This is a genomic window from Actinokineospora sp. UV203 (genome assembly GCF_056323665.1).
Genome location: NZ_CM150484.1, coordinates 1,957,425 through 1,982,728, shown reverse-complemented (window position 1 = coordinate 1,982,728; position 25,304 = coordinate 1,957,425). Strand labels below are relative to the sequence as shown.

The window sequence follows — 25,304 nt, the reverse complement described above, 5'->3', positions numbered from 1 at the left end:
GGAGCACGGTGGCGGACTCGAACAATCCGGTGACCCGGCGTGGTGCGGGCATCCTGGTCAGGCTGCTCGTCGTGGTCCTGGTCATGGTGGTCGGCGTCGGCGTCGTCTGGCTGGTCCGCGTCGCCGCGACGCCGCAGGCCATGCCGGTCGAGATTCCCGCGCTGGAAGTCCAGGCGGCCCCGGTCGAGCCGGGGTCGGTGGCTCCCGCGGGCACGGACGCCGGTGTGGCTCAGCAGCCGCCACCGCGCCCACAGGCAGGCGCGGGCGGCGCTGACGTGTTGCGGACGTGGGCGGAGAAGCTGGCGGGTCCTACGGGCGTGCCGGCGCGGGCGCTCATGGCCTACGGCAATGCTGAGCTGGTCGTGCGGTCGACCACCCCGAAGTGTCGCCTGTCGTGGGCCACGCTCGCGGGGATCGGCCGTATCGAGTCCAACCACGGCCGCTACGGCGGTGCCTCCCTCGGCGAGGACGGCCGCCCGTCCAAGCCGATCATCGGAGTCCCGCTCGACGGCTCACCCGGCGTGAAGGCGATCTCGGACACCGACGGCGGCATGTACGACGGCGACAACCAGGTCGACCGCGCGGTTGGTCCGATGCAGTTCATCCCGTCGACCTGGAAGCGCTGGGCCTCCGACGCGAACCTCGACGGTCGCGGCGACCCCCAGCAGATCGACGACGCCGCCCTGGCCGCGGGCCGCTACCTGTGCGCCAATGGCCGCGACATGGGCAGCGCCGCGGGTTGGTGGGCGGGCGCGTTCTCGTACAACAACTCGGTGCCGTATGGGCAGAAGGTCTTCGGCCTGGCCGACGGCTACGCCCGCACGGCTGCCCAGTAGTTCAGGCTGCGTGCTAGCGGTAGCGTGGGTGGCGTGCGGGCACCACCTTCGCACTCGACGACCCCGCTGCCCGAGAGCTGTTGGCCGCCGACCCGGCAAGGCTCGACCGGGCCGACCATCCGGTGCTGCTTGACGAGTGGCAGCGATATCCCGCCGTATGGGACATTCCTGCTCACCGGTAGCGCGACACCCGTGACCGCCCCAACCCACTCGGGTGCCGGTCGCATCGTGCGGGTTCGCATGCGCCCGATGACGCTCGTCGAACGTGGTGTTCAAGCGCCATCATTGGGACTGGGTGACCTGCTGTCGGGGAGGCGCGCGCCCGTCGAGGGGGAAACCGCGGTCGGTTTACCCCAGTACACCGACGAGATCCTGCGCTCAGGCTTCCCGGGGATCTGTGACGCGCCCGCTCGGGCGCGACGGGCCCAACTCGATGGATACCTCGCGCGGATCGTCGAGCATGACGTCCCTGAGCAGGGGCATCTCGTGCGGCGTCGCGCGAGAAGCCCGCCAAGACCACGACAATCGGCTATCGCGATGTCCTGACCCAGTTGTGGCTACTCGACCCCGTGCCCGCCTGGCTGCCCAGCCGAAATCCCTTCAGCCGCCTCGCTCAGGGCCCCAAGCACCAGTTGGTCGATCCCGCCTTGGCCGCTCGCCTTCTCGGCGCCACCGAGGACTCACTGCTTCGCGTCTATGCCCAAGCGAATGAGGCGACGCTGCACCACTCGCGGACCAGGGATGGTCGCCACGAAGTCGATTTCGTCATCCAGCGTGGCGACCACCAAGTCGTTGCGATAGAGGTGAGGCTCAGCGCCACTGTGGACGATCGAGACCTCGTTCACCTCCGCTGGCTCCGCGATCGCATGGGCGCCGACCTGTTGGATGCCGCTGTCATCACCACAGGCACCCATGCTTACCGCCGGTCTGATGGCGTAGCCGTCATCCCGGCGGCCCTTCTCGGACCGTGACGCACCACGATTCGACTCACGCGGGTCTGGAGAGGTCCAGCTGCGGTGATCCTCGGGCGCCGAGTAGGTAGGCGGGCGGGATGAACTTGGGCCGCTCGTTTGGCCCGATGTGTACCTCCCATTCGCTGTTGTGCGTCAGTCGGTGGTGGCGTGGGCACAGGAGAACAAGGTTCGATAGGGCGGTGACGCCACCACTGGCCCAGTGCCGAACGTGGTGGGCATCGCAAGCGCGTGCGCGGCGATCGCAGTGTGGGAACGCGCAGCCGCCGTCGCGCAGGATCAGCGCGCGCCGCAGGTGGGTGGGCACGGTGTAGCGGGTGCGGCCGACATCGAGGGGTTGCCCCGCTGAGCCGAGCACGTGAGGGATCACTTTGGCGTCGCAGGCAAGCAGTCGGGCGCGGGCCGCCGAGATCGGAACTTCGCCGTCGCCCAGGGTTGCCTGGCCGATGCCGGATTCCAGGTCCGCCAGGGGGATTGTGACGTTCACGTGGGGCCGTTCCCCGGCCGCCGAGGGCACGTCGGGAGACGCGGAGGCCAGGACGCACAACTCAGCCAACGCGTCGCCGTTGCGTTCGATCTGGTTGCGGGTGTCGTCCGCGCCGGGGCGAGGTGCGGCCAGCGGTTCGATCAGGGCGGTGAACGCCGCTCCGTCCACCGCCGAGAGCTCGAACCGGCCACTGACCCGCCCATCGCGGCGCCGCCGCCAGGCCAGTTCGTTGCGCGGCTCAGGGATGGGGGCGTCGTCGGGTGCGGGGCCGTCCTGGTCCAGTGCTGCCAGCATCCGGTCGGCGCTGGAGCGCAGCTGTGGAGGGGTGCACTCGCGGGCCTGCTCGGCCAGCGTGGTTTCCAACTCGTCGCGGGCGGCAGGCTCGACCCAGGAGGGAATCCGTTCGACCGCCCACGCGATCACATCGACGTGCTCGGCGTCGATCGCCGCCGCTCGCAGCGCTTCCCCGGTCGCCGTCAGCGGCGCGGGCCTCTCGTGGCCAGTCGGGGTGCGCGACACCGAGACCAACTCAGCGTGCCCGACCAACCGTTTGGCGTGCTTCGCGCCGATCCCGGTCAGTGCTGAGAGCAACTGCGGCAGCGACCCGTATCCCGCCAACCCTGCGACACCGTCGCGCTCCAGTTCATCCGCGACTCGCACCATGTCCGAGTACGCGGCACGAAACCGCCGCGTGGCGGCGACGAACTCCGCGACCAGCCCCGGGCCACATGACGCCCAGAACCGGCTGGGGTCGTTGTGGTGGATCTCCAGATCGGCCATACCTCCATGATCCAGCGCCACGCCACCGAAGTCATCACTCGAACGAGTGTTCGATCAAAAATTGCCACCTCGGTGCTCGTGGGCGTTGTGCACTGTGCACCTGGTCATTGGGTGATCGCTCGCACACGGGAGGTAGTCGGGTGTCACCGAAGGCGATTCCACCGTTTCGGCGCCGGAGACTGGGGCGGCGGATCCGGGAGCTGCGGGAAGGCGCTCGGATGACGTTGGAGGTGGCGGCCAAGGCGCTGGATATGAACCGGTTTACGTTGGCCAGGCTGGAGTCCGGCGCCAACAAGATGGATGTTCATATCGCCAGGTCGATGATGGATATCTACGACTGCTACGACAGCGGGCTGCTGGATGAGGTGCGGAAGGCTGTGCCGCCGGGGTGGTGGACGAAGTACGGCATTCGGGATCGCGGATACATCGGCATGGAGACCGAGGCCTCTCATGTGCGCGAATGCAGCCTGCTTAACGTGCCTGGTTTGCTCCAGACGAAGGAATACACGCAGGCACTGCTCGCACTCGGCTTGGTGGAGTGGACTGCCGAACAACTCGCCAACCACATCGCCGCACGGCAGGTTCGCCAGCGACGATTGGTCGACGACGAGTCCCCGCTCCAGCTCACCGCGATCATCGATGAAGCGGTCCTGCACCGCCAGGTGGGAGGGCGGGAGGTCATGGCGACCCAACTAGCCCACCTCATGGAAGCCAGTGGTCTTGATTCAGTTTGGCTGCAAGTGGTGCCATTCGCAGCGGGCGGCCATGTGGGGATGGATGGTGCGTTCACGATCGTCTCGTTCCCGCTGCCGCAGGAACCGGACATCGGCTATGTCAGCTACCCAACGGGAGCAATCCATATCGAGCAGGAGTGCGAGGTCTCCCGGGCTAGGATGATTTTCGATCACCTCGCCTCGCGGGCGCTTGCGCCCGCCGAGTCGATTCGGCTCATCGAGCAGGTGTGGCGCGGATACCGGCCTGACTGAGAGGCACTCCATGACGACTGCGGACTTCTCCGGTGCGGTGTGGCGCAAGAGCAGCCGTAGTGGTCAGGGCGGCAACGACAACTGTGTGGAGATCGCCTGGCGGAAGAGCAGCCGCAGTGGGCAGGGCGATAATGACAACTGTGTCGAGGTGGCGATCCAGCCCGAGTTGGTCGGTGTTCGCGACTCCAAGTACTCCGAAGGCCCACACCTCACCTTCCCCACCACCGCCTGGAGCGCCTTCCTCCCCAGGTGACGGCCCTCACTCAGGTACCGAGGTTTACCATCGGCACCGTGGGCGACACATCCAACTACTCACGCAGGCTCCTCGTCATCGGGGTCAGCGTGCTCTCACTCGTCGCCTGCCTAAGCCTGGCCTGGTGGCAGTGGCAGCGCTTCGAATCAGCCAATGGGACCTTCCAGAACCTCGGCTACGTCCTCCAATGGCCACTCTTCGGCCTCGCCCCCGCCTATATGTTCTGGCGGATGCGCAAGCTCCGCGACCGCGAAGCCGCCGAACCCGCACCAAAGCCGACCCCCAGGCCCAAGCTCATCCCCGATGACGACGGCGACGACGAGCTCGTCGCCTACAACCGCTATCTCGCCGCACTGAACGACCAGGAGAACCGATGAGCATGACCGACGAGGAAAACCCGGCCCAGGCAGTCGCGGCCAAGGGGATCCGTGGGGCGCTCGCCCGGTTCCGGGTGCTCGCGTACATCGTCGGTGTCGGGCTGCTCGCGCTGGTCGTCGCCATGCTGGTCAAGTACGTCGGGGACAACGCCGGGCCGATGGCCGTCGTCGGGCCCGCCCACGGCTTCCTCTACGCCGTCTACCTGCTCGTCGCCTTCGACCTCGCGCTCAAGGCCCGCTGGTCGGTCAAGGGCACCCTCATGGTCCTGGTCGCCGGGATGATCCCGTTCCTGTCGTTCGTCATCGAGCGCAAGGTGACCCACAAGGTCCGGGCGGGCGAAAAGCTCTGATTCACCCGAATGGCCGCTGTATCTGACGGCCGATCGGCGCCTCCTATGGGTGTCACACTGAGCTAGTCACCAGGGAGGTGACGCTCATGTCCGCCTATCTGGCCTCGCACGACGAGACGCTCGGGGTCGCCGATGTGGCGTGGCCGTGGATCCTGGGCGCGGTAGGCCTCGGCATCGTGCTCGCCGGGTGGTGGTGGTCGCGCCGCAAGAAGGCCGCCCCGCCTGAACCGCCGCCGCTGCCCAAGTTCCGGGTGGTGACGCTGGGCCTGCAGGGCTCCGGCAAGACCCTCCTGCTCACCAGCATGTACCGCCGGCTGCAGACCCCGGGCGGCCGCGGCTTCCACCTGCGCGCGCCCTACGACCAGCTCATCGAGCTCAACCGCTGGTACCAGCAGGTCGCCAGCTCCGCCGACGACTGGCCCGCCGGGACCCGGCGCGGCGAGATGCGGGAGTTCGAGTTCAGCGTCATGGCCCCGACCCACGACGGTGTCGAGCCCGTGTTCACCCTGGGCTACCTCGAATACCCCGGCGAACTCCTCACCGACCCCGACGCCCCCGGCTCGACCGCGCAGGCCCGGCTGATCGAGTCCATCGGGCGGGCCGACGCTCTCATCGGGATCATCGACGGGCTGCGTGTTCTCCAGGCGTACCAAGGGAATCAGCGGGGCGCGCTGATCCTGCAGGCCTCGCTCGACGCGATGATCAACGCGATGCTCGGCGCGCGGACGCCGATCGCGTTCGTGATCACCAAGTGGGACCTGCTCGACGCGCTGCACCCCGACGAGAACGTCCGCTTGGAGACCGTCCGCACCCTGCTCATGGGCATCGACGGCTTCCGCGACCTGGTCACCATGCACAGCGCGCGGCGGGTCGTGCGGCTGCTGCCGGTGAGCGCGGTCGGCCACGATTTCGCTGTCCTGCAAGGCAACGAGGTGCACAAACGGCCGCACGGACACTTCCGGCCCGACGGGGTGGAGCTGCCGCTGTGCGCGGTGGTCCCCGACGTCCTGCGCCAAGTCGAGCTGACCCTGGACCGGTCCACCCGCGAGCAGCTCCTCGGCTTGGCCGCCAGGCAGTCCGCGGTGAGCCCGGCGGTCGCGCTGGAGGTGCTGGCGCGGTTCGTCGCGCAGCGGGCCGGGCGGGCGCTGATCTCCGCCGCGGGCGGCGGTCTGCTGGCCGAGCTCGCGGTCTTCCCGCAGCCCCGGCCGGGCGACGCGCACACTCTCAGTGCCGCCGACCGCCGGGCCGAGGAGCTGGTCCAGGCCCGGCGGACGGTGGTGTCGCTGCTCCAGCACGAGGTCGCGGTGTTGGAGGCGCGGCTGCCCAAGTGCCGCCTCGGAGACGACTGACATGGGCGGCCGGCCGTTCCTGATCGCCCGCGGCAGGCGCCGGGGCTACCGGGTGCTGCTCGCCCCGGATGTCCTGCCCACGTACGGCTTCCTCGACGACGACGTCCTGTCGGCGCGGCCCGGCGTCCGCTATCAGGCCGGGCGGGTCGGCGGGTACTTCCTGGTGTGGAACGAATATCCGCTCGCCGAGGGCGAGGTCGACGGGCCCGTCCGCGACGAGCACAGCAGGCCGCTGGTCCTGACCGTCGGCGTGCTCTACCCGGGCGACACGATCGCCGACGACACCGAGCTGCCGCGCGCCCACCGGGTCGCGCTGGACACGTACCGCAGGTTTCTGGCCGACGAGGACGGCTTCCGGGTGGAGCGCTCCACCCAGTTCGACCCGCCGGTACGAGCCGCCCCGCCCGCCTCGGAGCGGCCGACCGCCCACCCGGAGGAACTCGCCTACGCGGCCTCCCGGCCGCTGCCCCCGCCGCCATCGCGCTCAGGCACCCGCACGCTGATCGCCGGCGCGGTCGGCGTCGCGGTGGTGGCGGGGATCGCCGTGGTGCTCGCGGTCACCGGCTCGACACCGGACCCACCGCCGCTCCCACGATGCCCCACCACCACGGCCACCACCGCGTACCCGGGAACCACCACGCCCTCGACCCGACCACCCACGCCGCAGCCCACACCCACACTGACGCCGACAGTCACGCCGACGTGCGTCCCCTAACGCAGGTGGTCAGAGGGCCTTGCGGACCAGGTAGGGCGGGATCGTGCAGCCGCGCAGGGCATCCGCGTCGATCGACTCCGGGCGGTACGGCAGGGTCTGCAGCCGCGCGATCATCCGCTCGGTCGTGTTCGCGTCGGAATCGGTGATGCCGAACAGGAACGCCCACTCGTGCTCGTCGGAGCCGTAGTAGACCGTGGTGCCGAAGATGTCGCCGAAGCGCCTCATCGACCGGATCAGGGTCTCGTTGCGCCACATCGTCGGGCAGCCCGCCTGGCACACCACGACGCCGCCGTCGGCCAGCACGGCGCGGCAGCGGGTGAGGAACTCCTCCTCGTAGAGGCGGTTGTGCTGGGCGAACTCGGCGCGCTCGTCGGGCAGGTCGACCAGCACGATGTCGTACTTCGCGCCGTCCGCCTCGGCCCGGGCCAGGAACTCCCAGCCGTCGGCGTAGTGCACCCGGACCGGGCCCTCGCCCTTGACCGCAGCCGAGAGCTCCTCGGTGGTGTAGCCGTAGGGCAGGTGCTCGGCGCACAGCTCGACGGCCTGCCGGTCGATGTCGACGTGGTCGACGACCGACGCGCCCGCGGCCACCGAGATCTGGCTGACGACGCCCTCGCTGGACCCGACGACGAGCACGCGCTCGACCTTGCGGGCCAGCAGCAGCGCCGGCACCAGCAGCGCCTCGTGGTAGGTCAGCTGGCTGAACTCGGTGCTCTGCCGGTCGTTGTCGCAGAACAGGCTGACGCCCTGGTGGGTCTTGCCGATCACCAGGTGCTGGAAGTCGGTGTCGGTCTCGACCAGGACCTCGGGCATCTCCCAGACGCGGGTCATGCCTTCGGCGAGGGGTTCAATGATCGTGTTCATCGGGCGGGCTCCGCGGGAATCGGGTTTCCCCGGTGGATGGTGTTGATCCGGGCCTCGAGCGCGCCCAGGCGGTCGCGCAGCAGGGCCACGGCGAGTTCGGGATCGGCGGTCTCCCCGCAGGTGAAGATGTCGACGAACATCGACCCGATCTCCGGGTAGGTGTGGATCGACGCGTGGGACTCCGACAGCAGCGCCAGGACGGTCACGCCCTGGGGCTCGAACTGCTTGGACACGACATCGCAGATCGTCGCGCCCGCCTTGTTCAGCGAATCCTCGAGTGCCTGTTGCAGGAAGCTCAGATCGTCGAGCAACAACGGATCAACGCCATCGAACTCGGCGAGCACGTGTCGGCCTGCGAAATAGCCGACGCCCAGTTCGGGCGCAGGGTCGTACGACATCTGTCTAACCTCCTGCGGGGGTGATCAGCCGACGAACAGCGTCGGCAGAGGCGGAAATCCGTTGAAGGACACCGACGAGTAGCTCGCCGTATAGGCGCCCGCGTCGAGGATGTCGACGTGGTCGCCCGCACGTAACGCCAGCGGGAGACTGTAACTGGTGTGCTGGTAGATGACGTCATCGCCGTCACAGGTCGGCCCGGCGATGATCACCGGTCCGGCCGGTGTCGCCGGATGTGCTGTGAGCAGCCGATATGCGATGTACTCGTTCTCGGTCTCGGCCAGTCCCGAGTAGCGGCCGATGTCGAGGTACACCCACCGGTGGGCGTCCGTGTCGGACTTTCGTGAGACCAACACCACTTCGCTTCTGATCACACCGGCGGTCGCGACCACCGCGCGGCCCGGTTCGATCAGCAGTTCCGGGGCGGTGTCGAAGTGCTCGGCGACGGCCGCGCGGATCGCGGCGGCGTGCACTTCGAGCGGGGGAGCGGGCGTCGCGTAGCCGGTGGGGAAGCCGCCGCCGATGTTGAGCGCGCGGGTCGGCACTCCGCACTCGTCGAGCGCGCGCGCGATCCGGGCGGCCTCGGCGATGCCCGAGACCCAAGCCGCCGGGTCCGTGTGCTGCGAGCCGACGTGGAAGCAGGCGCCGTCCGCCGACAGCCCCAGATCCGCGGCTCGGGCCAGCAGGCGGATCGCCATATCCGGGTCACAGCCGAACTTTCGGCCGAATGGAGTACCCGACTGCGGGGCGTCGACGATGAACCGGCACGACACCCGGGAGCCGGGGGCGAGCACGGCCAGGTTCTCCAGGTCGCCCGCGGAGTCGAAGGTGAAGCGGCGGACGCCCAGGCTGTAGGCGTAGGCGACGTCGGCGGCCTTCTTGATCGGGTTGCCGTAGGACAGCGACTCCGGCGCCGCTCCCTGCGCCAGACACAGATCGATCTCACCGATGCTCGCGACGTCGAAGCTCGACCCCTCGGCGACCAGCGCCCGGACCACCTCGGGCGCCGGATTCGCCTTCACCGCATAGAAGACGGCCGCCTCGGGCAGCGCCGCGCGCAGCGCCCGGTAGTTGGCGCGGACCACGTCCAGGTCGATCAGCAGGCACGGCGTCGTCGGCGCGTGATCATCGAGATACGCGCGTAGCCGGGTGGGGACGTCCGGCGCCGACAGAGGAACGTCAAGCACGGCGTGACTGTAATACCCGGGATACCTGCGAATCGATGACGTGGCCGTCGCCGCGCCCGGCATGGTGGCCGTACCATCCGGGCGCGGCGGACCGCCTGGAACGCGGGGTGACCGGGTGTTTACCGCCCGATGCCGGTCAGCGACCGGACTTCCATCTCCTTCTGCTTGGGCACGTCGGCCTGCTCCTTGCTCAGCACGGTGCCGAAGAAGCCGCAGAGGAACGACACGGGGATCGAGACGATGCCCGGGTTGGTGAGTGGGAACAGGTGGAAGTCGACGCCGGAGATGATCGATGTCGGCGTCCCGGACACCACGGGGGAGAAGAACACCAGCAGCAAGCACGAGCCCAGGCCGCCGTACATCGCCCACAGTGTCCCGTTGGTGTTGAACCGCTTCCAGAACAGGGAGTACAGCAGCGTCGAGAGGTTCGCCGACGCGGCGAACGCGAACGCGAGCGCCACCAGGAAGGCGACGTTCTGGCCGTTGGCGAGGATGCCGCCGACGATGGCCAGCACGCCGATCACCACCGCGGTCAGCCGGGCGACCTTCACCTCTTCGACCGGATCCGCCTTGCCCTTGCGGACGATGTTGTTGAACACGTCGTGCGCGAACGAGGCCGACGCGGTGATCGTGAGCCCGGCGACGACGGCGAGGATGGTCGCGAACGCCACCGCCGCGACGATGCCGAGCAGCACTGTGCCGCCGATCTCGAAGGCCAGCAGCGGCGCCGCCGCGTTCTCCCGGCCGGTGGCCGAGAGGATCCGGTCGGAGCCGACGAGCGCTGAGGCGCCGTAGCCGATGATCAGTGTGGCGCCGTAGAACACCGTCATCGCGCCGACCGCCCACACCACCGAGCGGCGAGCCTCCGTCGCGTTGGGCACGGTATAGAACCGCATCAGCACGTGCGGCAGACCGGCGGCGCCGAGGACCAGTGCCAGGGCCAGGGAGATGAAGTCGAGCGTGGCGGTCGACGTGCGGCCGTACTGGGCGCCGGGGTCGATCACCCGGGTGCCGTTGGCGTTGTTGGCGGCGGCCTGGTCGAGCAGCGCGGTGATGCTGAAACCGAACTTGCCCAACAGGAACACCGTCATCAGCACGACGGTGAGGATCAGCAGCGTCGCCTTGATGATCTGCACCCAGGTGGTGCCCTTCATCCCGCCGACGAGCACGTAGAAGATCATGATCAGGCCGACGACGGCGATGACGAGCGCTTGGCCGCCCTTGCCCTGCACGTTGAGCAGCAGCGCGACGACCGCGCCCGCGCCCGCCATCTGGGCGAGCATGTAGAACAGCGAGATCACCAGGGTGGAGGTCGCCGCGGCGGCGCGCACCGGGCGCTGGCGCATCCGGAAGGCGAGCACGTCGCCCATGGTGAACCGGCCGGTGTTGCGGACCAACTCGGCGATCAGCAGCAGGTTGACCAGCCACGCCACCAGAAAGCCGATGGAGTAGAGGAAGCCGTCGTAGCCGTTGATGGCGATGGCGCCCGCGATGCCCAGGAACGACGCGGCGGACAGGAAGTCGCCGGACAGGGCGATGCCGTTCTGCGGTCCGGTGAAGCGCCCGCCCGCGGCGTAGTAGTCCGCTGTGGAGCTGTTGCGCGAACTGACTTTATAGACGACATAGAGAGTGATCAGGACGAAGGCGGCGAAGACGATCGTGTTGAGGACCGGGTCGCCGACCTGGCTCGCGGCGAGGTTCGTCATCGGGCGTCGACCCCCGCCCGCACGCGGATCAGCTCGACCTCGGGGTCGATCCGGGTTCGGGCCCACCGCACGTAGAAGGCGGTGATGCCGACCGTGGAGACGAACTGGAGCAGGCCGAACACCAGGGCGATGTTGACCGAGCCGAACACGCGGATGCTCATGAAGTCCTTGGCGTAGGCGGCAAGTAGGACATAGGCGAGGTACCAGACGAAGAACAGCGCGGTCATCGGGAAGACGAACCGGCGGAACCGGGAGCGCAGCGCGGTGAACTCCGCGCTCGCGTGGATCGCGGCGTAGTCGGGGCCGGCGGGCGGTCGGGGCTGACCGGCCGGGGTGGTGATACCGCCGAATGTCGCGGCGCGCTGACCGCGTGCGCGCACAGGGGGCGGGACGACCTCGGTCATTGCATTCCTCCGTCACTGCTGTGGCAGGCGAGCGGCAGGCGAGTGGCAAGCGTCGGGTGACTCGCGTGTGGTGACTCGCGTCGGTGAATGGGTCGGGCCCTTCGGCAGCGCGGGAGATATCGCGCCGAATGGTCGCGTGCCCGTCGCCGCATTGCGGGACCGGGCCGCGCCATACTAACCGCGACTAGCGCGATCGCCTAATGATCGGTGCTATTCCAGGGCGCGGATCACGGAACGATAGCGGCGGCAATTGGATACGGCCCGATCCCGGACTTCACACGACCCGGTGAACCAGATGATCACGCGCCGTGTTCACGGTGGCTCACGGCGGGGTGATGGTCACCAATCGTGGAGTGATCACGGCCCGAAGTGGAGGTCAGAGCGCTGGTCGCGGGGGAGTAGTTGCAGGTAGAAGCAAAGAGAGGCGCGGCCGCGAAGATCGCTGGTCCGCCAGAGTGTCAATGTAACCCGATCGAGCGATTAAGCTTCCAAATACCACTCCAGGTGTGACTAAATGCTGTCGTGAGTGCCGCGCTTACCCGCTGCTAAAGCCCTGTTTCAGGTGTTTATGCAGGTCAGTCCGGTCGCATCGGAAAAGGTTGATGATCGCCTGATCGACGGTACGCTGTGCTCTCAAGTTCTCGCCGAAGTCGCCGATGTCCGGGGAGGGACGAAGCGACGCCATTCGGTTGACGTGGTCGTTGACGCGGTTCGGTGAGTTGTCCCCAGTGGATGTGGTGACCTGCATGTGGTTCCCCGTTGTGCCCTGTGCTGTCCGGGATTCGTGGTGGAAGGAGAACGGCGCGGTGAGGCTGTTGTTCCCACGGCGACCAGAGTCCGTCGCGGAGGAGTGCGAGTGACCGAGATCGTGTCCAATCCCGACTCCCCAGCCGGGGTGAGGCGTTCGCGCTCCGCCCCCGGCAGGTCGGTGCTCCGCCAGTGGCGTGACTGGAGAATCCCGGTCAAGCTCGCCGCGGTCACCCTGGTCCCCGCACTGTTCGCGATCGTGCTCGGCGCCCTGCAGATCGGTTCGCAGATCGACCGCGCCGACACCTACAAGCAGATCGACCGGCTCGTCACGGTCAACGACACCCTCCACAAGACCGTCACCTGGCTGCAGCGCGAGCGCACCAAGGCCTCGGTCCTGCTGACCTCGGGGTCGCGTGAGATCGCCTTCGAGGTGCTCACCGAACAGCGGCAGGCCGACAGCGCCCGCGACGCGCTGATCAAGGCGGCCGCCGGCCTGTCCTACGCCAACGAGACCACCGGCGCGCGCTACGCCGATGTCCTCACCCGCTTCGGCGAACTCGACATCCTGCGCGGCCGGGTCGGCGCCCGCGAGATCGACGGCCCCACCGCGCTCGACGGCTACACCCTGGTGATCCGCTCGCTGATCGCCTTCGACCGCGCCGCCGCCGAGGAGGTCGCCGACCCGGCCCTGTCGGGCACCGCGGGCGCCCTGCACGACCTTGAGGCGGCGAAGGAAGAGGTTTACCACCAACAGGGTCTGGTCGGCATCGGCCTCGCCCGCGGCGGCCTCACGAGCCAGGAACTCGACGCCCTGCGCGCCTCCGAGGCCCGCCTCGGCGACCGCACCGCCGACTTCCGCGCACTGTCCGACCCGGCGCAGCAGGCCGAGTACGACCGGACGCTGACCGAGGCCGACCTCACTTCCCGCGCCAACCTCGTCCAGCTCGTCCTGGGCGGCCGCCAAGGCGCGGCGCCGCCGATCAGCGCGCAGGACTGGAACACCGCGAGCGAGCTGGTCTCCGGCAGGCTCAGCGAGGTCAGCGCCACCCTCGGCGCGCAGATCAAGAACGGCTCCGCCGCGCTGCAGGACTCGGCGAGCGACGGCGCGGGTATCGCCTCAGTCATCCTGATCCTGGCCCTGGTGCTCGCCGCCGCGATCATGTTCGTCATCGGCAGGCAGCTGCTGGGCTCGCTCAGCGCCCTGCGCCGCGGCGCCCTCGACATCGCCGAACGCGGCCTTCCCGCCGCCGTCGCCCGGATCCGCGACGGCAAGGACCCGGTGGTCCCGACCGTCGAGCCGGTGGCCGTGGCCACCGCCGACGAGGTCGGCCAGGTCGCCCGGGCGTTCGACGCCGTGCACCAGGAGGCGCTGCGGCTCGCGACCGAGCAGGCGGGCATGCGCGCCAACTACGCGGGCGTGTTCGTCAACCTCTCGCGCCGCAGCCAGGGGCTCGTGCAGCGCCAGCTCCAGCTCCTCGAACGGCTCGAACGCGACGAGGAGGACGCCGACCAGCTCGCGACGCTCTTCCAGCTCGACCACCTCGCCACCCGGATGCGGCGCAACAACGAGAACCTGATGGTCCTCTCCGGCAGCGTCGCCGGTGAGCACCAGGCGCGCCGGGCCCAGCAGCCGGTGAGCCTGTCCGACCTGCTGCGCGCGGCGGTCTCGGAAGTCGAGCAGTACCAGCGGGTCGTCATCACCGCGCCGCCGACCGTGCTGGTCGTGGGCTACGCCGTGGGCGACCTGGTCCGGCTCACCGCCGAGCTGCTCGACAACGCCGCCGCGTTCTCCGCGCCCGCCACCCAGGTCGTGATCTCCAGCCAGCACACCGAAGGCGGCACCGTCCGCATCGAGGTGTGCGACCGCGGCATCGGCATGAAGCCCGACGAACTGGCCGAGGCCAACGGAAGGCTCGCCGAGGACGGCGTCGTCGACGCCACCACCTCCCGCCGGATGGGCCTGTTCGTGGTGGGGCGGCTCGCCGCCCGACACGGCGTCAAGGTGCGGCTGCGGCCGGGGACGCCGTCCGGTCTGCGCGCGACGGTGATCGTGCCCGCCGACCTGGTCATGTCCACTGTGGTCGAACTGCCGGGCAAGCCCGCCACCGAGATCCCCCCGGCGTCGGGCAACGGCAGCAATGGTCTCGACGGGCCCGACGGCGGTGCGCCCACGGGAAAACCGCCGCGGACCAACGGCACCCATGTGAACGGGTCCGCGGTCAACGGCTCGAAGGTCAACGGGTCCAACGGCTCGAAGGTCAACGGCACCAACGGGTCGAGCGGCGCGACGCCGAACGGGCTGCCGCGGCGGTCGATCCGCAGCGGGGTCGAGGCGCTCAGCGCGCTCACCCGCGGCGACGGCGCGCAGCTGCCCGAGCAGTTCCCCACACCGCGCGACGCGGTCGACACTCTGGCTGCTCCGCTGCCCGAGCCGCCCGCGGCCGACCCGACATCCTGGCCGAGCCACCCGGTCCCCACCGGCCTGGCCGACGACGCCCCGGCGGAAGCCCTGTTCGACCCAGTCGTTCCGGTCGAGGCCACGGAGGCTCCAGCGGCACCGGCGGCGTCCGACCCGGTGGCGCCGGGCCTGCCGGAGCCCGCCGAGGACACCACCGGCTGGTGGGACTCGACCATCATCTACGAGCGCGCCCCCGGCGCTCCGGTCGACCACGGCACCCAGGAGACCACGCCGATCTTCGACGAAATGGTCTCGGCCTGGTTCCGCGCGGTCACCGACGACCCGAACTCGACCGCCGCCGACGTCGCCATGCCGCAGGCCTGGGACTTCGCCGCCGACCAGGGTTTCCAGGCGGCGCAAGCGGTTTCGCGGGCGCAGCCGGAGGACTTCACCCGGTCCGGGCTACCCCGCCGGACCCCGCGCCGCAACCTGGTGCCCGGCAGCGCCGAGCCCCAGGCCACCACCGCCGCACCGGCCACCGACCGCGACGCGGAGGACCTGCGGACCCGGCTGTCGAACTACCAGCGCGGCGTCCACCGGGCCCGCGGCGCCCACCACACCGGGCCCGCGCACGGTCAGCCGGAGATTCAGCCGGGCCTGGACCTGCGGGGCGCCCAGTGGCGTTTCGCCGCGGACTCCGGCTGGGCCGCCGCCGAACACCTCACGACGTCCACTTCGGACACCGCTGCCGACGGCAGCCTGCCGCGGCGCACGCCGCGCGAACGGCTGCTGCCCGGCAGTCTCGACCGGGCGCCCGGCCCGCAGGTGCGGGTCGAGCGCGACGCCGACGCGCTGCGCGACCGGCTTGGCAGCCTGCAGCGCGGTGTCGGCCGCGGTCGCGAAAGTCTTGCCCGCCAAGCCACTGAACAGGATCACGGGTCCGATGTCTGACCCCGGACCTTCCCATGAATGGAGCACGATGACGTCCACGCAGTCCAAGCCAAGCCAATTCGGCTGGTTGGTCAACGACTTCGCGGAACGGGTCACCGGGGTGGCGCACGCCGTGGTGGTCTCGGCCGACGGGTTGCTGCTCACCTCTTCCGCCCGGCTGCCGGTCGACCGCGCCGACCAGCTCGCGGCCGTCGCGTCCGGGCTGATCAGCCTGACCTCCGGTGCCGCACGGTGTTTCGACGCGGGCGAGGTCAAGGAGACCGTCGTCGAGATGGAGCGCGGCATCATGCTCCTGATGGCCATCGGCGACGGCTCTTGCCTGGCCGTGCTCGCCGCACCGACCTGCGATATCGGGCAGGTCGCCTACGAGATGACCCTTCTGGTCGACCGCGTCGGCCAGATCCTGACCCCGGAATTGCGTGCGGCGCTGCAAGGCGCCACCGGGAGGATGGTGGGGCAGCCCGCATGACAGACACATGACCAGCCAGTGGGGCGAACCCGCCCCGAAAATGACCATCGCCGACCTGATGAACGGGCTCTCGCTCGGCGGGGGCCGCAAGAAGCACCGCAGGCCCGAACTGGAAGAACCGCCTCCACCCGCGGAATCGGTGGCGGACAACGGAGACGTGGAACCGGACTGGCCCGAGGGCGACTCCGGTGTGGCCGATCATGCCCCGGTCGAGCCGCTCCCCGTCGAAGACGCCGCCATGGTGCGTCCGTACGCCTGGACGCGCGGGCGCACCCGGTCCACGTTCGAACTGCGCGTGGAGACCATGGTGTCCACAAGCGACCGGGCCGCCGACGCGAACGCGTTCGCGGAGTCCGAACACCGCGCCATCGGCGCGCTGTGCAAGGAACCCCGGTCGGTCGCCGAGGTGGCCACCCTGTTCGGCGCGCCGCTCGGCGTCGCGAAAGTCCTGCTGGGCGACATGGCCCAGCTCGGCTTGGTCACGGTGCACAAGACCGCAACCGGTGGTGCCAACAAGGCCCACCTGGTGTTGATGGAAAGGGTACTGAGTGGACTCCGTCGGCTATGAGGACTCGGCGGCCCCCACGCTGACCTCGGTCAAGATCGTGGTGGCTGGTGGTTTCGGCGCGGGCAAGACGACGTTCGTCGGTTCCGTCTCGGAGATCATGCCCCTCACCACCGAAGCGGTGATGACCAGCGCGAGCGTGGGCATCGACGACCTCGCGGCAACCCCCAACAAGTCCACGACCACGGTCGCGATGGACTTCGGCCGCGTCTCACTGGACTCGGACCTGATCCTGTACCTGTTCGGCACGCCCGGGCAGCAGCGGTTCTGGTTCATGTGGGACGACCTCGTCCGCGGCGCGATCGGCGCGGTCGTGCTGGCCGACACCCGTCGGCTGGCGGACAGCTTCTCGCCGATCGACTTCTTCGAGGAGCGAAACCTCCCGTACGTCATCGGCCTGAACTGCTTCGACGGCGTCCTCGGCCACGACCTGGAGGAGGTCCGCGACGCCCTGGCCATCGGCCCGGAGGTCCCGATCGTGACCTGCGACGCGCGTGACCGGCAGTCGACGAAGCAGATCTTGATCACCATGGTCGAGTACTCGATGCGCCGCTGGGTGGCGTTACACGGCGCCGGGGTGGGCTGAGTCAGAAGTTGAGCCGGTAGACCTGACTTGCCTTGGCGGCGGTCATGAAGTCCATCGGCACGACTCCGACCATCTGCCGGTTCAGCGCGCCCAGATACCCGCTCACCTTGGGCGCGATCGCGTTGGCCGCGTCCCGGGGCCACAGGCCCCAGCCCCAGGATGAGGTGAAGGTGATGAACAGGTTGGTGGAGTTGGCGGTGCGGGCGGCGTCGAGGTGCCGCTGCACGCCGGGCCATTTGCGGGAGTAGAGCTCGAAGATCGTGCCGATGTCGTAGTCGTCGGCGATGTCGAGCCCACCCCAGCCGATGCCGGGCACACCGCCGTTGTCGGAGATGACGACGACCTTGCCGCGGCTCTGGCCGAGGGTGGGGATGTGCGCGTCGGTCTTCATCAAGTTGGGCCAGCGGCGCTGGTAGTCGGCGAACACCGCGCCGAACGCGGCGTTGGAGTCACCGGAGTACTCCTGTTTGACGCGCATGAGGATGGTCTCGCTCGGCCGCGCGGAAAGGAAGGCGGCGCACTGGTTGAGGACGTCGCCGAACATCAGGTTTTGGTAGTACGCCCCGTGGTGCATGGCGAAGGACCCGTTGATCAACCGGCAGCGCGCGTCGAGAAACCGCACTCCGATGTTCAGTTGATCGGCGATGGTGAGGTCTTGGTTCGCGACCGCCGGCCCACCGACCCGGGTCGCCGACCCGTGGGTGCCAGGCATGCTGATGCGCGAGAGCAGAGCGCCGTCGGGCAACCCGCCCATCCAATCGGATGATGCCGCGGACGCTGTCGCTGTCCCGAGTCCCACCCCGGCGGCGACCACCCCCGCCCCAGCGAGCGCCCGCCCGAACGACCTGCGAGAGACCATGGTGCCCATACGCCACTCCATCCAGTCGCGAATTGGGTTCACATTAGCGGTGGATCTTGAGCGGCGGATCCGGTCGAACATCGTGGACCATCCAGCCGCCACCACTCCGCCAACCCCACCCCGCGAGTCGCCCCTCCCGGCAACCGAGTCGCCCCTCCCGGCAAGTGAGTTCGACGTTCCAGCAAGTGAGTTCGACGTTCGGCGATGGCGTGGCCACTCACGGCCGTGAGTGATACGCCCCGGTGTTGAACTCGCCGGCCCGAACAACGACTCACTTGCCGGAACGTCGAACTCGGTTGCTGGAACGTCGAACTCACTTGCCTGGCGGGGCGACTCGGTTGCCGGGAGGGGCGACTCGCGGGGTTAGGGCGGGGAGGTGGCTGAACTGGGGTGGAGGGCGGTTAGGCCGTGGATGAAGGCGTTCAGGGCCAGTTCGAAGCTGTCGGCGTCGATCTCGTCGGCGTGGTCTCGCAGCCGGTGCGCTTGGCCGAGGTGCGGGTACCGGTCGACATAGACCTGGACGTCGTCCTCGAACCCGCGTGAGAACGAGCTCATCGCCGCCCCCAGCACCAAGTACTTGGTTGAGGCGCCGATCATTGTGGCGTAGCGGGGTGGCCAGCCCGCCCGGACGAGGCCGCCGTGGACGGCGTCGGCTCGGGCCAGGGAGGTCTCGCGGCGGGCGGGGCCGGTGGCCAATACGGGGACCATGTTCGGGTGCGCCGCCAGCGCCGCGCGGTAGGAGCGGGCCCAGGTGCGCACCCCGGCGGCCCAGTCAGCGCCCGCGAAGTCACTGACGTCCACTGTGGACATGATGTCGTCGGCGATGTCGTGCAGGAGTTCGTCTTTCGTGCGGTAATGGCTGTATAAGGAGGGTGCTTGCACGCCGAGCTCGCCCGCGAGCTTGCGCATCGACAGGCCGGTCAACCCCTCGGCGTCGACCATCGCCAAAGCGCGCTCGCGGATGCGGGCGCGACTCAGGAGCGGGGTGCTCGGCCGTGGCACGTGTGTCTCCCAGGTCACTGCCGGCAGTGGTTGCCGGGACGCGGTGGCGATCCTATCCTGACTAAACCTAACACCGTACGGTTTACCGATGGGGAGTGTCATGGACCTCGCTCTCACCGACGAGCAGCAGGCCCTCTGGGGCCTGGCGCGCGACTTCATCGATCGGGAGGTCGTGCCCAACGCGGCCGAGTGGGACCGGCGTGAGCAGGTCGACCGGGCGATCGTGGGCAAACTGGGGGCCATCGGGTTCCTGGGCATGACCATCCCCGAGGAGTACGGCGGCTCCGGCGGCGACCACCTGTCGTACTGCCTGATGATGGAGGAACTCGGCCGCGGCGACTCGGCGATCCGGGGGATCGTCTCCGTCTCGCTCGGGCTGGTCGGCAAGTCCATCGCCGGCTACGGCACCGAGGAGCAGAAGCGGCACTGGCTGCCCCGGCTCAGCTCCGGGGAGTCCCTGGCCTGCTTCGGCCTCACCGAGCCTGACACCGGATCGGACGCGGGCAGCCTCGCGACGAAAGCGGTCCGCGACGGGGACGACTACGTCATCACCGGCTCGAAGATGTTCATCACCAACGGAACCTGGGCCGACGTCTCCCTCATCTTCGCCCGCACCGGCGGACCCGGGCCGAAGGGCATCAGCGCGTTCCTGGTGCCGACCGACTCGGCGGGCTTCACCCACCGCGAGATCAAGGGCAAGCTCGGCCTGCGTGGACAGTCCACAGGGGAGCTTGTCCTCGACGGCGTGCGCGTGCCCGAGTCCGCGCGGCTCGGCGACGAGGGCGTCGGCTTCAAGATCGCCATGTCCGCGCTGGACAAGGGCCGCATGTCGGTCGCCGCTGGCTGCGTCGGCCTCGCCAAGGGGGCGCTGGACGCCAGCGTCAAGTACTCGCTGGAGCGCACCCAGTTCGGCAAGCCGATCGCCGGATATCAACTGGTGCAAGAGATGCTGGCCGACATGGCGGTCGCCACCGACGCCGCCCGGCTGTTGGTCTGGCGGGTCGCCGACCTCATCGAGCGCGGCAAGCCGTTCGGCACCGAGGCGTCCATGGCGAAGCTGTTCGCCAGCGAGAACGCCGTGTCCGCGGCGAACCTGGCGATCCAGGTGTTCGGCGGCTACGGCTACCTCGACGAGTACCCGGTCGCCAAGTTCCTGCGCGACGCCCGCGTCATGACCCTCTACGAGGGCACCAGCCAGATCCAGAAGCTGCTGATCGGCCGCGCGTTGACCGGCGTCAACGCCTTCGTCTGAGGAGAACCGCCATGGATTTCTCGCTGAGCGACGAGGAACGCGAAGTCCGCGACTGGGTGCGCACGTTCGTCCGCAAGGAGATCATGCCCCTGGAGCCCGAGGTGCTGCGCCGCGAGCGGGCCAACCAGCCCGGGTTGCCCGCCGACGAGCTGAAAGCGTTGCAGCTCAAGGCGAAGGAGTCCGGCTTCTGGGGTGTGCAGACGCCCCAGGAGTACGGCGGCATGGGCTTGAGCGCGATGATGATGGCGCTGATCGAGGCCGAGCTGGGCCGCTCGTTCGTCCAGTTTCCGCTTCGGCGGCTACGCCGACAACATCCTGTTCCACGCCAACGACGAGCAGAAGCAGCGCTACCTGCTGCCGACGATCGCCGGCGAGCGCAAGTCCTGCTTCGCGATCACCGAGCCGGGTGCGGGGTCCGACGCCAAGGCGATCCGCACGTCGGCCCGCCAGGACGGCACCGACTGGATCATCAACGGCGAGAAGACTTTCATCACCGGCGGCAACGAAGCCGACTTCACCATGGTGTTCGCGGTGACAGACAAGGACAAGGGAGCCGACGGCGGCGTTACTTGTTTTCTTGTGGACCGTGCGGCCGGGTGGCGGTCCGAGGCGATCGACACGATGGGGGAGTGGGGTCCGGCGGCGCTCGTCTTCGAGGATGTCCGGGTGCCGCAGGAGAACATCCTCGGCGAGGTCGGCAAAGGCTTCGAGCTGGCCATGCAGTGGATCGGCCGCGGCCGCTACGCCCTCCCGGCTCGCGCGCTCGGCGCGTGTGAGCGGCTGGTCGGGATGGCGATCGAGCAGGCGAACACCCGCGTCACCTTCGGCCAGCCCATTGCCGAGTACCAGGCCATCCAGTGGATGATCGCGGACTCGGCGATGGAGATCGAGGCGCTGCGCTGGCTGGTGCTGCACGCCGCGTGGGTGGTCGACCAGGGCCGTGATTCCCGTCAGGCACAGTCGATCGCGAAGCTGTACGGCGGCGTCAAGGCCAACGAGATCGTCGACCGGGTCCTGCAGATCCACGGCGGCATGGGCTACACCCGGGAACTGCCGGTCGAGCGCTGGTACCGGGAGCTGCGGCTGCTGCGCATCTACGAGGGAACGGACGAGATTCAGCGCCGCACCATCGCCCGTAACCTGCTCAAAGGACACGCGAGCGTGTCCGGCACACTCGGTTAGATCCGATCCACCAACCTAGGAGCGTCATGGTCAGGGCTGCTGTTCTCACCGAACAGGGCAAGCCGATGCAGGTCACCGACATCACGCTGCCCGCTCCCGGTCCGGGGCGGGTCAAGGTGAAGGTCGTGGCCGTCGGTGTGTGCCACTCCGACCTGTCGCTGTCCAATGGCACGCTGCGTCAGCCGATCCCGGCGGTGCTGGGGCACGAGGGCGCCGGGATCGTGCTGGAAGTCGGCGAAGGCGTCACGAACGTCGTCGCCGGCGACCATGTGCTGTTGAACTGGGCGCCCCCGTGCCGCGAGTGCTGGTACTGCGGGGAGGGGGAGCCGTGGCTGTGTGAGCGGGCCGCCGACGCCGCCGAGATCCCGCACGCCGAGCTGGCCGACGGCACCGCGCTGTACCCGGGCCTCGGCGCGGGCGCGTTCGCCGAGGAGACCATCGTCCCCGCGCGCGGCGCGGTGAAGATCCCCGACGACATCCCGCTGGAGCAGGCGGCCGTCCTCGGCTGCGCGGTCCTGACCGGCGCGGGCGCGGTGTTCAACACCGCCGCCGTGCGACCCGGCCAGTCCGTGGTCGTCGTCGGAGTCGGCGGGGTCGGGCTCTCGGTGCTGCAGGCCGCCCGGATCGCCGGGGCCGGGCCGATCATCGCGGTTGACACCTCCGAGGCCAAGCGCGACCTGGCGCTCGCGCAGGGAGCCACCGACTTCATCGTCTCCGACGACACGACGGCGAAGGCGGTCCGCAAGCTGACCGAGGGCCGCGGCGCCGACATCGCGTTCGAGTGTGTCGGGCACCCGGCGGCGATCCGCACGGCGTGGTCGTCGAGCAGGCGCGGCGGACACCTGGTCATCGTGGGCGTCGGGTCGGCCAAGGCGAAGGTCGAGTTCAGCGCGCTGGAGCTGTACTACTTCGGCCGCAAGGTCAGCGGCTGCGTCTTCGGCTCGATCGACCCGGACGTCGACGTCCCGCGCCTGCTGGACCTCGTCCGCTCCGGTCAGCTCGACGTGTCGAGCCTGGTCACCTCGACGACCGACCTCGACGGCATCGAGGGCGCCTTCGAGGACATGCGATCCGGCCGCGGCGCCCGCACACTCGTCCGCCTGTGACAAACCGCCGCCTTCGGCGGCGCGGAAACCAGCCCGCGACCATCCGCGCGTCGGCGGCCCGCAGGCTGGTCCGGGACCTGGTGGCCGCCCTGCGCGCCGACGGCCGGAGCGTCCTCCTGACCACCCACCTGACGGAGGAAGCCGACGCACTCGCCGACCGCAAGTTCGCGAGGTCGCGGTGAGGTTTCGGGGGTGCCGCACGAACACGCCATCGAAGTTGGCAGTGTTCGTGCGGCACCCCCGAAACCTCACCATCAAGGCGACCGAGCCGCGCCCGGCACGGGCGCCATGTCGCAGTGTTCGCCGCCGCCGAATCCGTGGACTTCGCGGTGGCACAAGGTTTCGCACCCACCAGTGAGATGCACTACGCGAGCCTGGATCCGCGGGTCCTGCCGCCGTGCCCGCCCACGCCCGCGGACGTGGAGTTGGTCCCGATCGCCGCGGTCGCCCCACGGCTGGTCTACGACGCGGACACCGCCGCCTCGCTCGACGAGCCGAGCGCCGCACCCATCGATTCCTTCGACTACGACGAGTGGCTGACCGAGGTCTGGGCGGCGCCGATGCTCGACCACGACCTGAGCACCGCCGCCATGATCGGTGGCAAGGTCGCGTGCTTCACCGCGGTGCAGACCGACGGCGACCGTGCCTGGTCCGGGATGACCGGGACCGTGCGCGGCCACCGCGGCCGGGGCCTGGCCAAGCTGGTGAAGTCCACCGCCATGGCAAGGGCCGGGTCTGCGGGAATCGTGCGAGCCTCAACCTCGATGGACGCCCGAAACGCGGCCATGCTCGCCGTCAACGGCTGGCTCGGCTACCGCCGCGTCGCCACCCAGGTGGGCTTGATCCGCTAGGCGAATGACCCGGTAGGCAGCGATCACCGCGGCCAAGACCGAGGCGACGACCTGCGCGGCCAACACCAGGACGTAGACGACCACCTGGGACACGTCGTCGGCGCCGAAGCGGGTGCCGAGGGTGACCAGCGACCAGCAGGCCCAGCCGAACATCGCGCCCGCGCCGACCCAGGTCATGGCGAGCGGCACCATCACCGGCCGTTCGCGCGGCAGGCGGCGGACCAGCCAGGTCAGGCCGACCGCGGTGAGCAGGGCGGCCAGGCCGTGGATGCCGACGGTCACGCTGTCGCCCGCACCGGGAGCCGAGGTCAGACCGGGCGGCATCCACAGTGTCGAGCCGACGGCCCACGACAGGTCCGCCGCCGCGACGCCGAGCGCCAGCACGGACGCGACGAGGGCCAGACCCGACGCGAGGGGGTCGGCGGGGTCGGTGTTGCGGGCCGCCCAGACGTGCGGCCACCGGGCCCGGGTGTAGAGGACGAACGCGGCCATCAGCAGCACGCCCTGGAGCGCGAAACCGCCGTAGACCACGGCGTACACCCAGGGCCGCAGGAACGCGCCGTCCCCGGCGGGCGCGTCGCCGAGGAGGGCGGGCAGCAGCGGGGCGAGGAGCACGATCGGCGCGAGCATGCCGGAGGCAAGCCACATCGGCACGATCACCACCGGCGCGGGCAGCCGCAGCCCCCACGGCCTGGTCAGCGCCAGGGCGGTGACCAGCACGATCAGGTCCATGAACACGGTGGCGATGTTCGCCACCAGCAGCTCGTCCATGTCGGCGCCGACGACGCCGACGGTGCCGCCGAAGATCCAGTTCAGCTTGAGCGCGAGGTAGGGGAAGGTGGCGGCGACGGCGCCGAGACCCACCAGCTGTCGAGTGGTCGTCATAGTCGTCAGCATGGCGTTCGGGCCGCCGCCGCACCTGAGCCCCAGGAGGGAGTCAGCTCCCCCTCGGGAGGGAGATCCTCGGACGAGACATCACAGGTCGTCGACGCACCAGTCGCCGTCCTTCTTGCGAAGGTCGAAGGTGTTGCTGTCCTTCTCGCCGGCGATGGTGGCCTCGACCTTCACCTTCGCGGTGTCGCCGTTCTCCTGGACATCGATGATCTTGATGTCCGTCGGGATGAACTGCGACGACTCCTTGAAGGCGTCAGCAGGCAGCTTGTCCTTCTCGTCGCACATGAGGGCGTTCGCGGCGGCGACGTCCTTGTCCACGATCGCGTCGATTAGCGCCTCGGTGGTGGCCTGGGGACCGCTGCCACCGGTGAGCACCAGGATCAGGGTCACGACGACGCCGACCACCACCAGGCCGATCGCGCCGAAGATCAACGGCTTGTTGTTCTTCTGCGGGGCGCCGTACGGCTGGCCGTACTGCTGCGGATACGCGCCCGGCTGGCCGTATGGCTGCTGCTGCGGGTAGCCCTGCTGCTGGAACTCACCGGACTGCGGGTATCCACCCGGATGCGGCTGTCCTGGCTGCGGCTGACCCGGCTGGGGCTGACCCGGCTGGGGCTGACCCGGCTGGGGCTGACCCGGCTGGGGGAATCCGCCTTGCTGCGGGTATGCGCCTTGCTGGGGATACCCGCCCTGCTGGGGGAACCCGCCAGGCTGCTGCGGGTCACCGCCAGGCTGGGGAGGGAACGGGTAGCCGCCGGGCTGGGGCGGTTGCGACATG

26 protein-coding genes and 2 pseudogenes are annotated in these 25,304 nt (G+C 69.4%); 18 read left to right on the top strand and 10 right to left on the bottom strand.

What is annotated here, in order from left to right:
- The first annotated feature begins 8 nt into the window (after nucleotides 1-8).
- Both ACUZ2Y_RS09025 and ACUZ2Y_RS09020 read left to right on the top strand, forming a co-directional pair.
- Nucleotides 9-836: a lytic transglycosylase domain-containing protein gene (locus ACUZ2Y_RS09025; RefSeq protein ID WP_476328784.1), complete on the top strand. Its 828-nt coding sequence runs from the start codon at nucleotides 9-11 to the stop codon at nucleotides 834-836.
- A 569-nt stretch (nucleotides 837-1,405) separates the two neighbouring features.
- On the top strand, nucleotides 1,406-1,807 hold the full coding sequence (locus tag ACUZ2Y_RS09020) for a DUF4143 domain-containing protein (RefSeq protein ID WP_476328782.1): 402 nt from the start codon (nucleotides 1,406-1,408) through the stop codon (nucleotides 1,805-1,807).
- Nucleotides 1,808-1,823: 16 nt separating this feature from the next.
- Here ACUZ2Y_RS09020 and ACUZ2Y_RS09015 read toward each other — a convergent pair whose 3' ends face one another.
- The gene (locus ACUZ2Y_RS09015; RefSeq protein ID WP_476328780.1) at nucleotides 1,824-3,074 is read right to left on the bottom strand and encodes an HNH endonuclease signature motif containing protein; all 1,251 of its coding nucleotides are present in this window, start codon (nucleotides 3,072-3,074) and stop codon (nucleotides 1,824-1,826) included.
- On the opposite strand from ACUZ2Y_RS09015, the gene ACUZ2Y_RS09010 reads away from it, so the two are divergent.
- The 6 genes from ACUZ2Y_RS09010 to ACUZ2Y_RS08985 all read left to right on the top strand — a co-directional run bounded on the left by ACUZ2Y_RS09010 (nucleotide 3,023) and on the right by ACUZ2Y_RS08985 (nucleotide 7,104).
- Nucleotides 3,023-4,060, top strand: coding sequence for a DUF5753 domain-containing protein (locus ACUZ2Y_RS09010; RefSeq protein WP_476328779.1), 1,038 nt, complete (start codon nucleotides 3,023-3,025; stop codon nucleotides 4,058-4,060). The two genes, ACUZ2Y_RS09015 and ACUZ2Y_RS09010, sit on opposite strands and share 52 nt — an antisense overlap.
- 10 nt (nucleotides 4,061-4,070) lie before the next feature.
- Nucleotides 4,071-4,313 (top strand): DUF397 domain-containing protein, encoded by a 243-nt coding sequence (locus ACUZ2Y_RS09005; RefSeq protein WP_476328777.1) that lies wholly within the window; start codon nucleotides 4,071-4,073, stop codon nucleotides 4,311-4,313.
- A gap of 38 nt (nucleotides 4,314-4,351) precedes the next feature.
- Nucleotides 4,352-4,690: a hypothetical protein gene (locus ACUZ2Y_RS09000; protein WP_476328775.1), complete on the top strand. Its 339-nt coding sequence runs from the start codon at nucleotides 4,352-4,354 to the stop codon at nucleotides 4,688-4,690.
- Complete coding sequence (locus ACUZ2Y_RS08995) at nucleotides 4,687-5,040, top strand: DUF3817 domain-containing protein (protein ID WP_476328773.1); 354 nt, start codon at nucleotides 4,687-4,689, stop codon at nucleotides 5,038-5,040. The genes ACUZ2Y_RS09000 and ACUZ2Y_RS08995 overlap by 4 nt, the downstream gene beginning before the upstream one ends.
- An 86-nt stretch (nucleotides 5,041-5,126) precedes the next feature.
- On the top strand, nucleotides 5,127-6,389 hold the full coding sequence (locus ACUZ2Y_RS08990; RefSeq protein ID WP_476328771.1) for a hypothetical protein: 1,263 nt from the start codon (nucleotides 5,127-5,129) through the stop codon (nucleotides 6,387-6,389).
- A 1-nt stretch (nucleotide 6,390) separates the two neighbouring features.
- A complete protein-coding gene (locus ACUZ2Y_RS08985; protein ID WP_476328769.1) occupies nucleotides 6,391-7,104 on the top strand; it encodes a hypothetical protein in 714 nt (237 codons plus the stop codon).
- Nucleotides 7,105-7,113: 9 nt separating this feature from the next.
- Here the strand turns inward: ACUZ2Y_RS08985 and ACUZ2Y_RS08980 are convergent, their stop codons facing one another.
- From ACUZ2Y_RS08980 to ACUZ2Y_RS08960, 5 genes are all read right to left on the bottom strand, one after another.
- Nucleotides 7,114-7,968 (bottom strand): spermidine synthase, encoded by an 855-nt coding sequence (locus ACUZ2Y_RS08980; protein WP_476328767.1) that lies wholly within the window; start codon nucleotides 7,966-7,968, stop codon nucleotides 7,114-7,116.
- Entirely contained in the window at nucleotides 7,965-8,366 is a 402-nt protein-coding gene (gene speD, locus ACUZ2Y_RS08975) for an adenosylmethionine decarboxylase (RefSeq protein ID WP_476328765.1), read from the bottom strand. The genes ACUZ2Y_RS08980 and speD overlap by 4 nt, the downstream gene beginning before the upstream one ends.
- 24 nt (nucleotides 8,367-8,390) lie before the next feature.
- A complete protein-coding gene (locus tag ACUZ2Y_RS08970; protein WP_476328763.1) occupies nucleotides 8,391-9,551 on the bottom strand; it encodes a type III PLP-dependent enzyme in 1,161 nt (386 codons plus the stop codon).
- A 119-nt stretch (nucleotides 9,552-9,670) separates the two neighbouring features.
- Nucleotides 9,671-11,257: a solute symporter family protein gene (locus tag ACUZ2Y_RS08965; RefSeq protein ID WP_476328761.1), complete on the bottom strand. Its 1,587-nt coding sequence runs from the start codon at nucleotides 11,255-11,257 to the stop codon at nucleotides 9,671-9,673.
- Nucleotides 11,254-11,661 (bottom strand): DUF485 domain-containing protein, encoded by a 408-nt coding sequence (locus ACUZ2Y_RS08960; protein ID WP_476328759.1) that lies wholly within the window; start codon nucleotides 11,659-11,661, stop codon nucleotides 11,254-11,256. The genes ACUZ2Y_RS08965 and ACUZ2Y_RS08960 overlap by 4 nt, the downstream gene beginning before the upstream one ends.
- A 526-nt stretch (nucleotides 11,662-12,187) precedes the next feature.
- Between ACUZ2Y_RS08960 and ACUZ2Y_RS08955 the strand changes: the two genes are divergently transcribed.
- The 5 genes from ACUZ2Y_RS08955 to ACUZ2Y_RS08935 all read left to right on the top strand — a co-directional run bounded on the left by ACUZ2Y_RS08955 (nucleotide 12,188) and on the right by ACUZ2Y_RS08935 (nucleotide 17,380).
- Nucleotides 12,188-12,379: a hypothetical protein gene (locus tag ACUZ2Y_RS08955; RefSeq protein ID WP_476328757.1), complete on the top strand. Its 192-nt coding sequence runs from the start codon at nucleotides 12,188-12,190 to the stop codon at nucleotides 12,377-12,379.
- 138 nt (nucleotides 12,380-12,517) lie between these two features.
- Nucleotides 12,518-15,760, top strand: a complete 3,243-nt coding sequence (locus ACUZ2Y_RS08950) for a nitrate- and nitrite sensing domain-containing protein (RefSeq protein ID WP_476328755.1) — start codon at nucleotides 12,518-12,520, stop codon at nucleotides 15,758-15,760.
- Nucleotides 15,761-15,788: 28 nt separating this feature from the next.
- Nucleotides 15,789-16,229, top strand: coding sequence for a roadblock/LC7 domain-containing protein (locus ACUZ2Y_RS08945; protein WP_091374789.1), 441 nt, complete (start codon nucleotides 15,789-15,791; stop codon nucleotides 16,227-16,229).
- 7 nt (nucleotides 16,230-16,236) lie between these two features.
- Nucleotides 16,237-16,797: a DUF742 domain-containing protein gene (locus tag ACUZ2Y_RS08940; protein WP_476328753.1), complete on the top strand. Its 561-nt coding sequence runs from the start codon at nucleotides 16,237-16,239 to the stop codon at nucleotides 16,795-16,797.
- Nucleotides 16,778-17,380, top strand: a complete 603-nt coding sequence (locus ACUZ2Y_RS08935) for a GTP-binding protein (protein ID WP_476328751.1) — start codon at nucleotides 16,778-16,780, stop codon at nucleotides 17,378-17,380. Before ACUZ2Y_RS08940 ends, ACUZ2Y_RS08935 begins: the two co-directional genes overlap by 20 nt.
- Before the next feature lies 1 nt (nucleotide 17,381).
- Here the strand turns inward: ACUZ2Y_RS08935 and ACUZ2Y_RS08930 are convergent, their stop codons facing one another.
- Both ACUZ2Y_RS08930 and ACUZ2Y_RS08925 read right to left on the bottom strand, forming a co-directional pair.
- Nucleotides 17,382-18,134, bottom strand: coding sequence for a phosphatidylinositol-specific phospholipase C (locus ACUZ2Y_RS08930; protein WP_476328749.1), 753 nt, complete (start codon nucleotides 18,132-18,134; stop codon nucleotides 17,382-17,384).
- Nucleotides 18,135-18,602: 468 nt separating this feature from the next.
- Complete coding sequence (locus tag ACUZ2Y_RS08925; RefSeq protein WP_476328747.1) at nucleotides 18,603-19,241, bottom strand: TetR/AcrR family transcriptional regulator; 639 nt, start codon at nucleotides 19,239-19,241, stop codon at nucleotides 18,603-18,605.
- Between the two features lie 100 nt (nucleotides 19,242-19,341).
- On the opposite strand from ACUZ2Y_RS08925, the gene ACUZ2Y_RS08920 reads away from it, so the two are divergent.
- The 5 genes and pseudogenes from ACUZ2Y_RS08920 (at nucleotide 19,342) to ACUZ2Y_RS08900 (ending at nucleotide 23,632) form a co-directional block, all read left to right on the top strand.
- The gene (locus tag ACUZ2Y_RS08920) at nucleotides 19,342-20,493 is read left to right on the top strand and encodes an acyl-CoA dehydrogenase family protein (protein WP_476331677.1); all 1,152 of its coding nucleotides are present in this window, start codon (nucleotides 19,342-19,344) and stop codon (nucleotides 20,491-20,493) included.
- Nucleotides 20,494-20,504: 11 nt separating this feature from the next.
- Nucleotides 20,505-21,675: pseudogene (locus tag ACUZ2Y_RS08915) on the top strand (acyl-CoA dehydrogenase family protein).
- 26 nt (nucleotides 21,676-21,701) lie between these two features.
- Complete coding sequence (locus ACUZ2Y_RS08910; protein WP_476328745.1) at nucleotides 21,702-22,781, top strand: zinc-binding dehydrogenase; 1,080 nt, start codon at nucleotides 21,702-21,704, stop codon at nucleotides 22,779-22,781.
- 53 nt (nucleotides 22,782-22,834) lie between these two features.
- Nucleotides 22,835-22,939 (top strand): annotated as a pseudogene (locus tag ACUZ2Y_RS08905) (ABC transporter ATP-binding protein); the annotation flags it as partial.
- A gap of 171 nt (nucleotides 22,940-23,110) precedes the next feature.
- The gene (locus ACUZ2Y_RS08900) at nucleotides 23,111-23,632 is read left to right on the top strand and encodes a GNAT family N-acetyltransferase (RefSeq protein ID WP_476328743.1); all 522 of its coding nucleotides are present in this window, start codon (nucleotides 23,111-23,113) and stop codon (nucleotides 23,630-23,632) included.
- Here the strand turns inward: ACUZ2Y_RS08900 and ACUZ2Y_RS08895 are convergent.
- Nucleotides 23,537-24,517: a hypothetical protein gene (locus ACUZ2Y_RS08895; protein ID WP_476328741.1), complete on the bottom strand. Its 981-nt coding sequence runs from the start codon at nucleotides 24,515-24,517 to the stop codon at nucleotides 23,537-23,539. The two genes, ACUZ2Y_RS08900 and ACUZ2Y_RS08895, sit on opposite strands and share 96 nt — an antisense overlap.
- Before the next feature lie 90 nt (nucleotides 24,518-24,607).
- Nucleotides 24,608-25,303, bottom strand: a complete 696-nt coding sequence (locus tag ACUZ2Y_RS08890) for an Rv0361 family membrane protein (RefSeq protein ID WP_476328740.1) — start codon at nucleotides 25,301-25,303, stop codon at nucleotides 24,608-24,610.
- Nucleotide 25,304 lies beyond the last annotated feature (1 nt).

Bases quoted from the DNA above. Each gene is read 5' to 3' on its own strand.
- ACUZ2Y_RS09005 (WP_476328777.1), top strand. From the start codon at position 4,071: ATGACGACTGCGGACTTCTCCGGTGCGGTGTGGCGCAAGAGCAGCCGT.
- ACUZ2Y_RS09015 (WP_476328780.1), bottom strand. From the start codon at position 3,074: ATGGCCGATCTGGAGATCCACCACAACGACCCCAGCCGGTTCTGGGCG.
- ACUZ2Y_RS08940 (WP_476328753.1), top strand. From the start codon at position 16,237: ATGACCAGCCAGTGGGGCGAACCCGCCCCGAAAATGACCATCGCCGAC.
- ACUZ2Y_RS08910 (WP_476328745.1), top strand. From the start codon at position 21,702: ATGGTCAGGGCTGCTGTTCTCACCGAACAGGGCAAGCCGATGCAGGTC.
- ACUZ2Y_RS08995 (WP_476328773.1), top strand. From the start codon at position 4,687: ATGAGCATGACCGACGAGGAAAACCCGGCCCAGGCAGTCGCGGCCAAG.
- ACUZ2Y_RS08960 (WP_476328759.1), bottom strand. From the start codon at position 11,661: ATGACCGAGGTCGTCCCGCCCCCTGTGCGCGCACGCGGTCAGCGCGCC.
- ACUZ2Y_RS08930 (WP_476328749.1), bottom strand. From the start codon at position 18,134: ATGGGCGGGTTGCCCGACGGCGCTCTGCTCTCGCGCATCAGCATGCCT.
- ACUZ2Y_RS08985 (WP_476328769.1), top strand. From the start codon at position 6,391: ATGGGCGGCCGGCCGTTCCTGATCGCCCGCGGCAGGCGCCGGGGCTAC.
- ACUZ2Y_RS08895 (WP_476328741.1), bottom strand. From the start codon at position 24,517: ATGACGACCACTCGACAGCTGGTGGGTCTCGGCGCCGTCGCCGCCACC.
- speD (WP_476328765.1), bottom strand. From the start codon at position 8,366: ATGTCGTACGACCCTGCGCCCGAACTGGGCGTCGGCTATTTCGCAGGC.
- ACUZ2Y_RS08965 (WP_476328761.1), bottom strand. From the start codon at position 11,257: ATGACGAACCTCGCCGCGAGCCAGGTCGGCGACCCGGTCCTCAACACG.
- ACUZ2Y_RS08920 (WP_476331677.1), top strand. From the start codon at position 19,342: ATGGACCTCGCTCTCACCGACGAGCAGCAGGCCCTCTGGGGCCTGGCG.
- ACUZ2Y_RS08890 (WP_476328740.1), bottom strand. From the start codon at position 25,303: ATGTCGCAACCGCCCCAGCCCGGCGGCTACCCGTTCCCTCCCCAGCCT.
- ACUZ2Y_RS09010 (WP_476328779.1), top strand. From the start codon at position 3,023: ATGACGCCCAGAACCGGCTGGGGTCGTTGTGGTGGATCTCCAGATCGG.
- ACUZ2Y_RS08980 (WP_476328767.1), bottom strand. From the start codon at position 7,968: ATGAACACGATCATTGAACCCCTCGCCGAAGGCATGACCCGCGTCTGG.
- ACUZ2Y_RS08990 (WP_476328771.1), top strand. From the start codon at position 5,127: ATGTCCGCCTATCTGGCCTCGCACGACGAGACGCTCGGGGTCGCCGAT.
- ACUZ2Y_RS08945 (WP_091374789.1), top strand. From the start codon at position 15,789: ATGACGTCCACGCAGTCCAAGCCAAGCCAATTCGGCTGGTTGGTCAAC.